Origin of the sequence: Streptococcus mitis, from assembly GCF_047463435.1 — a bacterium.
GTDB lineage: Bacteria > Bacillota > Bacilli > Lactobacillales > Streptococcaceae > Streptococcus > Streptococcus mitis_DS.
Genome location: NZ_JASHDW010000002.1, coordinates 72392 through 87001 on the forward strand (window position 1 = coordinate 72392; position 14610 = coordinate 87001).

Consider the following 14610-nt stretch of genomic DNA (forward strand, 5'->3'; position numbering starts at 1 on the left):
TTAAACTTCTACCAAAGGTAAGTATTTATCAAGCAAATCATCTTTGATACGTTTTAACTCTGTTCTAGGAAGAATTGATAGTAATTCCCACCCAAGATTCAACGTATCTTCTATATTTCGATTTTTATAAAATCCTTGGTTTATGTACTCTTCTTCAAAACGCTTTGTAAACCTCACATACAATTTATCTACATCAGATAAAGCCGATTCTCCTAATACTACTGCTAACTCTTCAACCTTTTTCCCTTGGGCATAGGCTGCAAACAGTTGATTCATAGTTGGAGCATGATCTCCACGAGTTTTACCTTCTCCAGATCCCTTATCTTTTAATCGAGAGAGAGAAGGTAAAACATTGATTGGTGGACGATAACCTTGATTATACAACTCATGCGACAAAATAATTTGCCCTTCAGTAATGTATCCAGTTAAATCAGGAATTGGATGTGTTATGTCATCTTCTGGCATTGTTAAAATAGGAATCTGTGTCACCGAACCTTTTTTACCAACTAAGCGACCAGCCCTTTCGTATAGAGTTGATAAATTTGTATATAAATATCCCGGATAGCCTCGTCTCCCTGGAACTTCACGGCGAGCTGCCGAGACTTCACGTAACGCTTCACAATAGTTAGTCATATCCGTCATGATAACTAGAACGTGCATATCTTTTTCAAAAGCTAGATACTCTGCCGCAGTTAAAGCAATGCGGGGAGTTGCAATACGCTCAATTGCAGGATCATTTGCCAAGTTCATAAATAAAACCGAACGATCGATTGCTCCTGTTTTTCTGAGTTCTTCCATAAAAAACTCAGCTTCTTCAAAAGTAATACCCATTGCTGCAAATACAACCGCAAAATTTTCATCAGAATTTAAAACAGTCGCTTGTCTTGCTATCTGAGCAGCTAATTCATTATGAGGTAAGCCCGAACCTGAAAATACTGGTAATTTTTGACCACGTACAAGAGTATTCAAATGATCAATAGAGGAGATCCCTGTCTGAATAAATTCATCTGGATAATCTCTAGATACAGGATTAATAGCTTGACCATCAATATCTAAATATTTCTCTGGAATTAAATCTGGTCCACCATCAATTGGTTTTCCCATCCCATTAAAAATACGACCAACCATATCCTCAGATACAGCCAATTCTAATGCATGACCAGCAAAACGAATTTTAGACTTTTCTAAATTTATTCCACTAGATCCTTCAAAAAGCTGAACCATTGCTTTATCTTCGTGGATTTCTAAAACTTGTCCACGACGAATTTCTCCATTATGAAGTTGAATTTCAACTAACTCATTGTAAGACACATTATTTACTTGTTCAACAATCATAAGAGGCCCAACAACTTCACTGGCAGTTCTGTATTCTTTTATAACACTCATTTATAGACCTCCTGTTTCTAATATCAAATGAATTTGATGTGTAATCTCATTTGATATAATTTTGATTTCATCTAATCTATCTTCTGAAACATATTTACTTCTCGCCATACGGTCTCGAACTGCCACGGTACCTTCCATAATCTCTGTAAAGTAAGAACCCAACTCTAAAGCATGATTTGCCTGATCAGCAAAAGTTAGGATATTACTTAGCATTGCTTCTTGTTTTGCAAACGAAGTGAATGTATCTACCGAATCAAAAGCGTTCTGTTGCAAATAATCTTCTCGAATTTGTTTAGCAATTTCCATCGTTAGTCGTTCATTATCAGACAGAGAATCAATTCCAACAAGACGAACAATTTCCTCTAAACTAGATTCCCGTTGTAAGTAGTTCATCGCACGAGTTATTTTACTATTCCAATCTGTCTTCTCTTTACCATCTATATAAGTGCCCACACTGTCTTTATATAGTGAATAAGATGTAAGCCAGTTAATTGCAGGAAAATGACGTCGCTGTGCCAACGGAGCATCAAGCCCCCAAAAAACTTTCACAATCCGTAAAGTGTTTTGAGTAACTGGTTCTGAAATATCTCCACCAGGTGGCGATACAGCTCCAATAGCAGTAATCGTTCCTTCACGTTCTGGAAGCCCTAGAACCTGAGAACGTCCTGCTCTTTCATAATATTCAGCGATACGACTTCCCAGATAAGCAGGATAACCCTCATCACCAGGCATTTCTTCTAGACGTCCTGACATTTCACGTAGCGCTTCTGCCCAACGTGAAGTTGAATCAGCCATAATGGCTACAGAGTAGCCCATATCACGAAAATACTCAGCCATGGTAATTCCTGTATAAATTGAAGCCTCACGAGCAGCAACAGGCATATTTGAAGTATTAGCAATCAGAACTGTCCGTTGCATAATTGATTGTCCGGTATTAGGGTCAATCAACTCAGGAAACTCATTCAGTACATCCGTCATTTCATTTCCACGTTCTCCACAACCAACATAAATAACAATATCAACATTGGCAAATTTAGCTACTTGGTGTTGTACAACTGTCTTTCCTGCTCCAAACGGTCCAGGAACTGCTGCAGCTCCCCCTTTGGTTACTGGAAAGAATGTATCAATAACTCGTTGACCTGTGATTAATGGTTCTTCTGGAATTAAACGTTTAGAAACAGGACGCGCCTTGCGGACAGGCCATTTTTGCATAAGCGTTCCTTTATAGAAACTACCGTCCAATTTTTTTATTTCATATACAACTTCATCAATTGTAAAATCGCCAGATGAAATAGAAACGACTTCTCCAGATACTCCATAAGGAACCATAATTTTATGATTAACTACCTCGGTTTCCTTGACAGTTCCAAGAATATCACCCGTACTCACTTTTTGACCAATTGCTATAGTGGAATCAAAATGCCACTTAATATCTCTATCCAAACTTGGAACTTCTACCCCACGAACTAGAAAATCATTATGAGTAGCCAATTTAAATCGATCTAATGGGCGTTGTATGCCATCAAACATTTGAGAAATCAATCCTGGCCCTAATTCAACCGAGAGAGGTTCTCCAGTTGTAACAACAGGTTCTCCCGGACCAAGACCAGATGTTTCTTCATAGACTTGGATAGATGCCTGATCTCTTCTCATTTCAATAATTTCACCGATTAACCCTAGCTTACCTACACGGCAAATATCTTGAATATTAGCCTCCTGCATACCTGATGCAATAACTAGAGGTCCCGATACTTTTATAATCTTCCCTTGAGTCAAAGTTATTCTCCTTACTAAGTCCAAAAATTATAGAATAATATTACAGACAATTTTGTACATTATTATAAAATATTGTGTCCTACTGCTTTCTCTACATTATCCTCTATACGTTTTAATCCTAAATTTAAACCTTGTTTATGAGTCGGTAATAAAATAATAGCAGGCACAACTTGAGAATCATAATGGCGAATTGTATCTAATATCATTGAAGCAATGTCTTCAGTGATATAAATGACACCATAATCAGATTGAGCTAATTTTCTTAGAGTATTTATAGCTTCTTGTTCTTGATAGGCAGGAAATATATCAAACCCAATCATGCTAAAGGGTAAAATAATATCATGGCTACCAATTATGCCAATTTTATACTTATTAGCTTCCATAATGCGGGCGTATCCTTTCTTTTATTGATTCAAAAGGAATTGTATTTTGAAGAGCTGATATGATCATTCTAAGATTCTTTACTTCAAACTCACATCCCAATAAATATCTAGCAAGAACTAACGGCCCATCTACATTATACCTTCCTTGATCTAAAGTTTTATACAATAGTAAATCACATAAACATTCTAACTCAGAAGATGAAATTGTTGCGTCCTGCATCTTCAATTCGTAAGTTGAAAAGATTGAATCTAAGCTTAGATTTATTTTATTGAACCACACAAATATTTCTTGATTTTCTACAATGTATATAAATTCTTTAGCAGAAATACTTCCTTCATCTGAAAGTAATTGTAAAATATCCCCATGACTCTTATTTTGAGATAAACCACGTTTTACAGTAATAATATTATAAAAGTCAATCATTGCAACAATAACCTGAGACAGCACCCCACCTAACTCATTAGATAAAAGTTTCAGATGTTTAAAATATGCTAGATCAGCTCCGACATCAAGTACACGAATATTTTTAAAAGTTTCATACTCATTCCAAATTGATTCTACTTCATGAACCATAAAATCAGGAAGTGTATCTGAATGTAAGGAAGAAACTAAATGTTTTAAACTTTCTATATCAAAAATCCCTATTGGAATTAATAATTTAGAAAAATCTTTCTTAATTGCCGCCTTAGATTTTAATAAAACTTTGATATTATGATAAACATATCGTAAAGCAAATAAAGTCACAATTTTATCAGACGGACTTTCAGCATAGGCCCATCTATAATCATTGACTAATTTTGTCATTAGCGAAATCTCTGTCTGACTAGGATTTTCTAAAACGTCAATCGATAAATGATAGGGAGTTGCTTCTAAGATAAATGCCAATGTCTCCGTATCTTTGGATTGTATAATTTTTTGAAATTTTTCTTCTGTAATAAAATCGTTTTCTTTTACCGAAATCGTCGTATTTATTTTTGAAAAAAGATTAGTATCCATAAAATACCTTTCTAATTTTATTGGAATACTCCAAATTTCTAAGAAGGATTAACCAATTTCATCCTTAATTGATAAAAATTTGATTTGCGATACTTGAACTTTCTTCCTTAGAAATCGAACCAATTAATGTTTTATACAAATAGTTATCATCAATTTTACCTATTGAAATAAGTAAGCCTGATTCATTCGAGATAGGCTGTTCACTAAATAAATGATTTGGAAAAGAGAATTTCAATTTCTCTAATTGTTCCAAATTGAATTTAGCTAAAGTCCGCTCCCCAAAAGTTACTATGACCTCTTGTTGTGAATATCGTTCCAGAATTCGATAGATGAACTCCATTTCTTTATCTGCATTCCAAGATTCCATTTCTATTAAAGCAGATTGAAAAAGTTCTTTTAATATTTGCTGTTTTGATACTAACGTTGATTGGCGTTCCTTATTTTTTAATTGTTGAAAAATTATTTGATATTTCTGCTGTAAATCTTTTAACTTTCGTTCATGTTCAGCTTCTTTTTTCTTTACAATGACCGACTTTTGCATTTCAAATTCATCATCAATCTTCTTTTTGGAATCCAATAATTTCATACGCCCTTTTTCATGAGCTTGTTCAATAACAGATTCTCGTAAGTTTTCTAAATTGCTCATTTAGACACCTCCTTTGAATAGCAAATTAATTTCTTATACACGAAGGGTCAAAATGAATGATACGACAAAGGCAAGAATTGCATAGGTTTCTACCATGGCAGCCAAAATTGCTCCCTTCATGAATTCTTTTGGTCTTTTAGCCAAGATTTGCATTCCCGCTACTGCTACATTTCCTTGATGCTTAGCCGAAAAGTATCCTACAATAGCAATTGGAAGAGCTACAAAGAAATAAGCAACGCCTTTTTCCAAAGGAAGTTCTGGAGTTAATTGCAACCAAATCAAAATTCCAATAACAAAACCATATAATCCTTGTGTTCCGGGCAGTAGTTGTAATATCAAAGCTGAGGCAAATTTTTCTGGCTGTTCTTTCAGTAAAGCTGCGGCAGATTGCCCAGCCTTACCAACTCCATAAGCAGACCCCATACCGCTTAATCCAACCGCCAATACAATTCCCAATGCAGCGAAGAAAGCTCCTCCATAGGTTGAAAAATAAGTTGCTAAATGTTCCATTATATATATCCTCCATTAATTCTTTGTAATAACCTTAATATATTTCTCAGAAGCCTTCAAAGGTTGAAATGGTTTTCCTCCACCCTCATAAAACTTACCAAAAAATTCAACAAATATCAGACGTGCTCCATGAACATATCCTGATAGTAACGATAGAAAAATATTGATCGCATGTAAAAGAATGAATAATACTAATCCAATTGTCAGTTTAGCCAATGTCCCCGGAAACAAACCAACAATTAAATTGAAAGCTGATGCTATACTTGCTCCAGATAATCCTAATGCCATCAATCGAGTGAAACTAACTAAATCACCTATATAAGATGAAATATTATATAGATTAAACAATCCTGATCCAATACCTGACAAGCTTTTAGCTTGAATAATAGAAACAATCAAAATCCCCACAGCATTAAAAATAGATACCCATTTCCCTAATACAAATAACGGTCTAATATCAGGCATCAACATTCCGACAGCAATAAATAACAAGCCAAGCAGAATAACACACCACGCAAATCCTGAATTATATGCTTCTGCATATTTCTTCATTCTTACTTTTTGTAGTCCTGAAGCTAACAAACCTACAAATACTGTAATAAATCCAAACACAACTGACACTACTAATATAGTCATGACATCCGAGGTTGTAGATATCAGATGAAATGGCAACTCATATCCAAAAAATGAGCCATAGATTCCACCCCAAATTGCAACGGCTACCCCTAATATATTAAAGAATTTTAAAAATCTCTTAGTTACTGAAGGTAGATGAAAAATTTTTAATGCTAACATTGTTCCTAAAAACAATAGTAAACCATAGCCTAAATCAGCAACCATCATTCCAAAAAATGTAAAGTAAAATGGTGCTAATACAGGTGTAGGATCTTTCTCATAATATTTGGGCAGAGCATACATTTCTGTCAATAATTCAAATGGTTCAATTAAAGAGTGATTCGTTAATTTGATAGGTATTTCATCTTGATTATCCGACAATGTTTCCGATTCATAAATATAAATAGAATGTCCAAAACGCTCATCCATAACTTTTATAAAATATAAAATACGAGTTTCTTCTATCCATCCTTCTAATGCAACTAGATGCGGAGTGCTCAAAAGGTTATTCTTAGAGATTTGACGAGCATAGATAGATAAAATATAGTCAATTTGCCATTGTAAATCTATCAAATTTTTCTTTGAATCTTGCAACGATGCGATAATATTCTCTTTTTCAGTTATTAACTGCATGTTTTCTTGATCCAAATCTACTACTCGCTGCTTCGGTAATTCTTTTCTAGAATAATCAAATGATTCAAATAAGTATTCATCAAAATCAATAGAGCAACTGGACTGATAGAAAACAACAACACCGTACTCTCTATCATTAGAAAATATTTCTTGAACTTCAATATTGTTTTCTAAAAAATTATTGTATAAGCGATTATCTACAGTCCTTGGAATTGTTCCGACTTTTCCTCTACAGAAAGAAAATTGTTCTAAATGCGCAGGAACAATTTCTAATTTTTCCCACTTTATTAATCTCTCTATTTCCTCATTATTACTTTGAATGTTTCTTTCTAATTCATGAACTCTGTTTATTTGATCATTCACTTTTTTAAGAACATCTTCAGCAACATTAGCTTTACCAAATTTTTCTAATTCTTCATAAGAGGTTGTTATCGGAGGTTGCTGTAATAACTTAAACGTGTTTTCTTTCGGTAGGTATTCTTGTAATTTCTCTACAGTTGCTTCCAAATGTTGTTGTTTATTCATCAAATAAGTCAAGGCATCATTTCCTTCAATAACCCCATGATTGGAATTAGAAGTATGAGAAATTTGAATAGTTGGAAATACAACCTCATCTTTTTCTAGAGCTTCTGACCAGTTATCCTGAACCTTTAAATCACGGAACTGCACTGACTCTAGTTCTTGAATAGTTTTTAAAACATCATCAAGACTACTCTTAGTAAATAGTAGAGAAATTCTTTTCATCTGACTAATAGCCATATTTTTCTACCACCCTACCAATAATTTTTTCTACAAATTCTCCTCTCCTACTTGATGAAATATACTGAATCTTTGCATCATTTTCCTTGATTGTTTTATTAACCTCATCAATGAGGTTCTGTTGTTTCATTTCTAAATTGCTTTCTATTGAAATTAATTCTTCGTGACTTTTTTCATCATAACTTTTTTCTAGTTTTTCCAATTCTTTTTGGGAGACAGCTTTATACGTATAAATCTCATTATCATATGATTTTATAATATCGGTTGCAACATTCTCAATATCTTGCATTGTCGAAAATACAGAGTTAGTCATTGTGACACCTCCTTATCTTTCACACTATTTATTAGAAATTCTATCTAAGAAATTTTTTACAGCACCTATACGACCAGCTTCATTTCCTAATGTAGCTGCCACAACATTTTTAGGCAAAAACCTATTATCCATTACATTTTTAGCTAAAGAACTTTGAATTTCAGGTAACAAAATATCCTTTTTAGCCAGAATCCCACCTCCTAATATGAGAATTTCTGGATTAAGTAGATAAGAAATAGTTAATAAACCTTTTGTTAGATTTTCTACAAAAATTTCAAAAGTTTCTTTAGCGATTTTATCTCCAGAACTTAAATCAGTAAAGAAAGTACGTCCAGTTTGATTAGTTTTCAAGCTCTTCTTTTGATATAAATGAATCAATGCGGTTGTTGAGGCTTTGCTTTGCCAATCCGAATTACCTACAGGAATATAGCCTACTTCACCAGCAGTATAGTTAAATCCGTTAACAATTTGTCCATTGACAATAATACTGCCTCCTATACCTGTTCCAATAGTAACCATTACTACATTTTTCTTATCTTTGGCTTGTCCCTTCCACAATTCACCTAATGCAGCACAATTAACATCATTTTCAACAAAAGTAGACAACCCAAAACGTTTTTCTATTTCGGAAGCAAAGTTTACTCCGATATACCCTGGTATTGTATAGCCTGCATAGATGATTTCTCCTGTATTAGCATTAACAACTCCAGCAGTGGAAATCCCAACACCATCAATAGAATAATTTAAAATATACTCACCAATTAAATCACAGACCTGATTTAATATCTGGTTCGTTCCCAAATCATAGTCAATAATTGTTTCTATCTCTTTGAACTGATTTAAACTCGTTCCAAAATCGTCGTATAAATCTGCCTTAATTGTTGTTCCGCCAATATCGATCCCTATAATCTTCATTTCATCACTCCCACATTTTTGATCTCATTACTTTTTGATAAAAAATGGGACTGGGCATTATCCCAGTCCCATCTCTATTTCTTTATTCAATGAGTTGTATCACAGAACTTTAGAAATTATATAATGACAAGAATTTACTATTCTGTTTGACAATAGTTAAGCATTTGTGATTTCTGAAAGACTTACTTTTCGATCTTCTTTAACTGATAAAGTACATGCATCAGCGGTAGCGATTGATTCTAAAGCAGCTACACCATTGAGAAGTTTTTCATATTCTTCTGTAATTTCTCCACCTTTAATGATGTCATGTAGATATTCCATTTCTTTATCAATACATGTTTGTAACCATAATGGGCAACGTACTCCTGGTTTACCGTACGCAATTGCTCCATCCATACCACGACCGGTATAGATAGCTGTACGGTCATCATCTTCCTCTTGAGTTTCATGTACTAAGAAGTGTGATTCTCCTTCACCTTTAACACGAAGAGTACCTCCAGTATTGAATAAGTCAAGTTTGATAGCTCCTTCAGTTCCTTGAATCAAGACGTAGTGTTCACCCCAACGGAAAGCATTACCATATTCCAAAACAGCATAACGATCATCAGAGTATTCTAGGTTTACAATGAGCATATCATCTTCATCACCAAAGTTTTCACCTTTATGATATACATTACCTCCTACCATTGTCGCTTTTTCAGGAAGTCCTCCCATGATGAACTGAATGCAATCTAATTCATGAATATGGTGGTACAAATGTCCTCCAGATTGAGAACGAAGTTTCTTCCATGATACAGTTGGTTGTTGTTCTTCCCAACCTGTACGAGCGGCATGGCAATAAAGAACTTTACCGATTTTACCTTGAGTAATCAATTCTTTAGCATGGTGTACACCATTAAAGAAGTTCATGATGTGACCAGCCATAAAGATAACATTATTTTCTTTACATGCGTCAACCATGGCTTTACAATCTTCATAAGACAATGCAATTGGCTTTTCACAAAATACGTGTTTGCCATGTTGAGCAGCTTTCACAACAGGTTCACGGTGAAGGTAGCTAGGTGAAGCTACGATCACACAATCAATATCTTCACGTGCTACAAGTTCATCTAAACTTGCACAAACATCTGATCCCAACTCTTGAGCAACTTCTTCTCCATGATTTGGGTCAAAAACCGCAACCACTTTTGCATCTTCAATTTTGTTCATTGAACGAGCCAAATCAGCTCCAAAATATCCAGCTCCAACAATACCGTAATTTACCATAATTTTTATCCTCTTTCAATATATTTAAATTTCAGCTTTAATTCTTTTTCAAATCTTCAATCTTAAATGTTATATATGGTACAACATTTTTCATATGAAGTTCATTACGAGACCATGAATCAAATTTTTCAAACATCAATCCAATTTCATGATTTGGTAACTCTGTCAATGTTGAATATGAGTATCCATAGTTACTATAATCAACATCGTGATGATAACGCCAATCAATTGTATTATCATCATTAATTAGACCAATCGAAATTTGTCCGTGTTTACGACCATTTGTGGAGTTTGGAGTACTTAAAATGACAGCCTTTTTACCATCAATCAATTGACTATAATTGATGATTGATAATTGTGTTCCATAACTTGGATTTGAAACAAATTTCAAATATTCCGGCGCACTCCAAGTAGTACCTGCGTCTTTACTTGTTAAATATGCAATTTTACCATTATTTGTACGCATGTATGCTTGAATTACTCCTGGACTCAATTCTACAAATTGTGCTTCTGCTGACCAACTAGAAGGAAGTGGCACAACTTTAACTTTCCAAGACGCTCCATTATCGTCACTATAAATGAATGCAGACTCTTTACCAGTGTAAGACGGAATAAGAATACGTCCAGTTGAGCTTTCAATGATTCCACGTCCAGGACCCAAATAAGGCGCATTCCGATTAAGTCCCATTATAGGAGGTAATAAAGTTGGTGCAGACCAAGATTCGCCATGATCATTGCTAGAAATATATGCAATATAGTTCGTTGGCACTACTTTGAATAATGCATCTTTGTAGAAGATATTCATATGGACTTTAGTCCCATTACGATATTCAGTCTTTTTATTATTTTCAAATGAAACCGAATATTGCTCTACCGTCAAATAATTACCATTTTGTTTAATACCGAAATTTTTATCTACTGAAAATTCAGTTGGTCTGTTGGTACGATCGTCGTATACAGTACCATTCTCACGAATAGTATAATTATAATCAGTATCACCTTGTTTCTTTAATTTAAGGTAATAATTACCATCAATTTGTTTATAACCTGAATCTTTTCTAGTAGCTTCTCTAAAACTTACTCCAGCAGGCATAACATCAGCAAACATGAGTACTTGTTTATTATTTTTTTCAACAATAACAGAGTCAATATAGGTTGCACCACCGCTGATTTGTAAGTCACGTCCACCAACATCACGAGGCCATTCTAATGGTACTGGCGCAAAATCATCGAATGCCAATGTTAATTTTGGTTTAGTCCATGTCTTACCATTATCATCACTATAACTTGTAGCAATATTAATTTTATTCAAGAAATCATGAGTTCCACCGTAACGAGCGTCAATGCTTGAAAAAACCCGACCATTGCTAAAAGTATACAGAACTGGAATACGGAAATAGTTAGAACCTGTTGTATCATTAGCCGTATAAATTAAATGTCCAGTAACAGCGTTTGTTGTCATCTTTTTAACAGTTTCTTCATCCAATGCACTATTAAAGAATTTGATATTTTCTAGTGTTCCGTTAAAACCAAACGCCGTTTTTCCTGCACGTTTCACTCCCCCAAGCATATAGTAATCAATACCTTTAATATCCTTGATGCTTAGGAAGTTATCCACTTTCTTTTCTACTACTTTTGTACCATTAGCATATAAAGAATATGTTTTTTTGACTGAATCTGCTACTACTGCAACAGTGTTAGTCACAGCCTCTTGTTTGTACTTACCCCAAACTGAAGCAGGTCTGGATACTAGGTGATTTTTATTGGAAGAAGTATCACGCGCTTCCATTCCCAATTCACCATTGTCTCTAAGGAACACATCTACATAACTATTTTGTTGACCGGGTTGAGAATTAGATATTCCAAACAAAGCTTGTAAACCTTTCTCACTAGACTGATTGTACTTAATCACTACAGTAAAGTCACCGCTAGTAAGTTTATCCTTTAACTCATTAGTAACATTTTCTCCGCCCCCTGTTAAAGTAACATTATTTTTTTCTAAGACAGGAGTTTCTTCCGCTGTAGAAGATGGATCCTTAACAGTAGTTTCGACTGTTCGAGGTTGTACAGTAACTTCCGAAGAATTATCCGATTTAGGTTGTACTCCCGAAATCGCATCCGCTGTGGAAGATTGATCCTTAACACTAGTTTCAACTGTTCGAGGTTGTACAGTAACTTCCGAAGAGTTACCCGATTTATGTTGTACTTCCGAAATCGAAGTCGTTGGTGAAACAGGTTGCACCAACTCTGGTGTTGATACTTCAGAAGTTTCAGTCTCCTGAGCTGAAACTGAGTTAGCAACAAATGCTGATAATACCACTACAGTACCTAAGGTTACATATTGTTTAATATTTTTTTTCATTTTATTTTTCCTCATTTAAAACTTTGATAACAAGTTTTTTAACAGTTTCATCATTGCAATGAATCTTTGGTTGGTGAAGATCTTCTTCAAAAGTCACCAACATATTCCCTGGAAGCAATTCAACAATTTGATAGTCTTTGCTATCGTAAAAAGCAATATCCTTCTCTTCGCTAAAAGGTACACGTGACTGAGCACGAACTGGGGAAGTTACTGCCATTTTTTCTGTATTTTCAACAACAATATGAATATCTAAATATTTCTTATGAGTTTCAAAAATATCTCCTGGAACTCCATCAGCTAGATAAGTCATACAATTTGCAAAAACATTTTCCCCGTCAATATCAATTTTTCCATCAACTAAATCTGTCAAATTTGTATTTTCTAAAAAATCACAGACTTTTGAAAAATGTTTATTGACAGAAGCATATCGTCTAAAATCAGATTGTTCAGAAATAATCATATTATTTTCTCTTTTCTATTAGTGACTAGTGACGAACTTCCCAACTTGAATCCGCTTTAATTTCTGAAATATCATGAATCGTTGTATATTTAGGTGCAGATACTTTATTTTCAGTAAGAACAGATACAATATAACCTGACACTACTGATACAGAAATTGAAATCAATGAATATGCCCAGTAGCTAACAGCTGTTGGAGGAAGGAAGTATTTAATAAATACCATAACGATGGTTGATACAATCAGCGCTGCATAAGCACCTTGTTTATTTGCTTTTTTAGAAACAAAACCAAGAATGAATACACCACCAAGTAGACCAAGTACAAGTCCCATGAAACTATTGAACCATTCGTATGCAGATTTAATATCTGAATGAGCCATGATAATGGAAACAACAATTGAGAATAAACCTACTGCTAGAGATACGAATTGTGCAATTTTCGTACGACGATCGTCTGACATATTTTTAGAAATGACATCTTGAATATCCAATGTCCATGAAGTTGCAACAGAGTTCAAACCTGTTGAAATAGTTGATTGAGCTGCTGCATAAATCGCTGCCAAGATCAAACCTGTGACACCTACTGGTAACTGGTATGCAATAAAGTACATAAAGATTTGGTCTTGAGGGATATTGCTAGCTGCACTACCTGCATTTTGTACTTGATAGAATACGTACAAGCCTGTACCGATCAAGTAAAAGACTGTTGCAGTTGCAAGTGACAAGACACCATTTGTGAACAACATTTTATTAAGTTTCTTAATATTTTGTGTTGTAGTAAAACGTTGAACCAAATCTTGAGATGAAGCATAGGAAGACAAGATTGTAAAGCCTGAACCCATCACAATTAAGAAGATGGAGTTTGAAAGCAAGTTAGGATCGAAAAGTTTTTCATTTGCAGCAAGGAATTTCCCGTTTGCTAATGTTTCTGCTACTGCACCAAAGCCACCTTTAATATTAGCCATCAGTACAAATAAAGCTACAACGACACCACTAATCAGAACCACACCTTGAATAAAGTCTGTCCATAATACGGATTTTAGACCACCAGTATAAGAATAAACAATTGCAATTGCACCCATCAAAATAATCAAAATATTGATGTCAATTCCTGTCAATACTGATAAACCAGCTGATGGGAGGTACATAATGATAGACATACGTCCCAATTGATAAATAATAAACAAGAGTGCTGAAATAATACGAAGTGCTTTAGAATTAAAACGTTTATCCAAGTAATCATATGCCGTATCGATGTCTATCCGTGCAAAGATAGGTAAGATAAAACGAATTGTCAGTGGAATAGCTACAACCATCCCTAATTGAGCAAACCATAAAATCCAGCTACCTGCATAAGAGTTACCAGCGAGTCCCAAGAAGGAAATCGGACTGAGCATTGTGGCAAAAATGGATACCGAAGTAACATACCAAGGAACCGAACCATCTCCTTTAAAGAACTCTTTTCCTTTCATCTCTTTTTTAGAGAAATAGATACCCGCAACCAACACCGCAAGTAAATAAACAATCAAGATAATTAAGTCAATTATTGTAAATCCTGTTGTGCTCATAACATATCTCCATATTGATTTT

13 protein-coding genes are annotated in these 14610 nt (G+C 34.5%); all 13 read right to left on the reverse strand.

The features are described 5' to 3' along the window. Positions 1 to 1386, reverse strand: coding sequence for a V-type ATP synthase subunit B (locus QM843_RS01670; protein ID WP_000111248.1), 1386 nt, complete (start codon positions 1384 to 1386; stop codon positions 1 to 3). Further along, positions 1387 to 3162 (reverse strand): V-type ATP synthase subunit A, encoded by a 1776-nt coding sequence (locus tag QM843_RS01675; protein ID WP_024058020.1) that lies wholly within the window; start codon positions 3160 to 3162, stop codon positions 1387 to 1389. Positions 3163 to 3224: 62 nt separating this feature from the next. Further along, on the reverse strand, positions 3225 to 3545 hold the full coding sequence (locus tag QM843_RS01680; RefSeq protein WP_000387939.1) for a V-type ATP synthase subunit F: 321 nt from the start codon (positions 3543 to 3545) through the stop codon (positions 3225 to 3227). Further along, positions 3535 to 4542, reverse strand: a complete 1008-nt coding sequence (locus QM843_RS01685; protein ID WP_414304688.1) for a V-type ATPase subunit — start codon at positions 4540 to 4542, stop codon at positions 3535 to 3537. The genes QM843_RS01680 and QM843_RS01685 overlap by 11 nt, the downstream gene beginning before the upstream one ends. A 64-nt stretch (positions 4543 to 4606) precedes the next feature. Continuing rightward, entirely contained in the window at positions 4607 to 5188 is a 582-nt protein-coding gene (locus tag QM843_RS01690; RefSeq protein WP_024058022.1) for a hypothetical protein, read from the reverse strand. Between the two features lie 33 nt (positions 5189 to 5221). Further along, complete coding sequence (locus QM843_RS01695) at positions 5222 to 5698, reverse strand: V-type ATP synthase subunit K (RefSeq protein ID WP_000400484.1); 477 nt, start codon at positions 5696 to 5698, stop codon at positions 5222 to 5224. Positions 5699 to 5713: 15 nt separating this feature from the next. Further along, positions 5714 to 7705, reverse strand: coding sequence for a V-type ATP synthase subunit I (locus QM843_RS01700; protein ID WP_265478929.1), 1992 nt, complete (start codon positions 7703 to 7705; stop codon positions 5714 to 5716). Then, positions 7695 to 8018 carry a hypothetical protein gene (locus QM843_RS01705; RefSeq protein ID WP_000185368.1) on the reverse strand — a complete coding sequence of 108 codons (324 nt, stop codon included), beginning with the start codon at positions 8016 to 8018 and terminating at the stop codon, positions 7695 to 7697. The genes QM843_RS01700 and QM843_RS01705 overlap by 11 nt, the downstream gene beginning before the upstream one ends. A gap of 24 nt (positions 8019 to 8042) precedes the next feature. Beyond that, positions 8043 to 8933 (reverse strand): ROK family protein, encoded by an 891-nt coding sequence (locus QM843_RS01710; RefSeq protein WP_414304687.1) that lies wholly within the window; start codon positions 8931 to 8933, stop codon positions 8043 to 8045. Between the two features lie 156 nt (positions 8934 to 9089). After that, complete coding sequence (locus QM843_RS01715) at positions 9090 to 10199, reverse strand: Gfo/Idh/MocA family protein (protein ID WP_000248712.1); 1110 nt, start codon at positions 10197 to 10199, stop codon at positions 9090 to 9092. Positions 10200 to 10236: 37 nt separating this feature from the next. Then, positions 10237 to 12561 carry a sialidase family protein gene (locus tag QM843_RS01720; protein WP_150923191.1) on the reverse strand — a complete coding sequence of 775 codons (2325 nt, stop codon included), beginning with the start codon at positions 12559 to 12561 and terminating at the stop codon, positions 10237 to 10239. Position 12562: 1 nt separating this feature from the next. Continuing rightward, a complete protein-coding gene (locus QM843_RS01725) occupies positions 12563 to 13021 on the reverse strand; it encodes a NanQ anomerase/TabA/YiaL family protein (protein WP_000587140.1) in 459 nt (152 codons plus the stop codon). A 25-nt stretch (positions 13022 to 13046) separates the two neighbouring features. After that, on the reverse strand, positions 13047 to 14588 hold the full coding sequence (locus QM843_RS01730; RefSeq protein ID WP_024058028.1) for a sodium:solute symporter family protein: 1542 nt from the start codon (positions 14586 to 14588) through the stop codon (positions 13047 to 13049). Between the last annotated feature and the right edge of the window lie 22 nt (positions 14589 to 14610).

What these genes read in the sequence shown, in the direction of transcription:
- QM843_RS01695 (WP_000400484.1), bottom strand. Translation starts at nt 5,698, where the DNA reads ATGGAACATTTAGCAACTTATTTTTCAACCTATGGAGGAGCTTTCTTC.
- QM843_RS01680 (WP_000387939.1), bottom strand. Translation starts at nt 3,545, where the DNA reads ATGGAAGCTAATAAGTATAAAATTGGCATAATTGGTAGCCATGATATT.
- QM843_RS01685 (WP_414304688.1), bottom strand. Translation starts at nt 4,542, where the DNA reads ATGGATACTAATCTTTTTTCAAAAATAAATACGACGATTTCGGTAAAA.
- QM843_RS01720 (WP_150923191.1), bottom strand. Translation starts at nt 12,561, where the DNA reads ATGAAAAAAAATATTAAACAATATGTAACCTTAGGTACTGTAGTGGTA.
- QM843_RS01670 (WP_000111248.1), bottom strand. Translation starts at nt 1,386, where the DNA reads ATGAGTGTTATAAAAGAATACAGAACTGCCAGTGAAGTTGTTGGGCCT.
- QM843_RS01730 (WP_024058028.1), bottom strand. Translation starts at nt 14,588, where the DNA reads ATGAGCACAACAGGATTTACAATAATTGACTTAATTATCTTGATTGTT.
- QM843_RS01690 (WP_024058022.1), bottom strand. Translation starts at nt 5,188, where the DNA reads ATGAGCAATTTAGAAAACTTACGAGAATCTGTTATTGAACAAGCTCAT.
- QM843_RS01715 (WP_000248712.1), bottom strand. Translation starts at nt 10,199, where the DNA reads ATGGTAAATTACGGTATTGTTGGAGCTGGATATTTTGGAGCTGATTTG.
- QM843_RS01700 (WP_265478929.1), bottom strand. Translation starts at nt 7,705, where the DNA reads ATGGCTATTAGTCAGATGAAAAGAATTTCTCTACTATTTACTAAGAGT.
- QM843_RS01725 (WP_000587140.1), bottom strand. Translation starts at nt 13,021, where the DNA reads ATGATTATTTCTGAACAATCTGATTTTAGACGATATGCTTCTGTCAAT.
- QM843_RS01710 (WP_414304687.1), bottom strand. Translation starts at nt 8,933, where the DNA reads ATGAAGATTATAGGGATCGATATTGGCGGAACAACAATTAAGGCAGAT.
- QM843_RS01705 (WP_000185368.1), bottom strand. Translation starts at nt 8,018, where the DNA reads ATGACTAACTCTGTATTTTCGACAATGCAAGATATTGAGAATGTTGCA.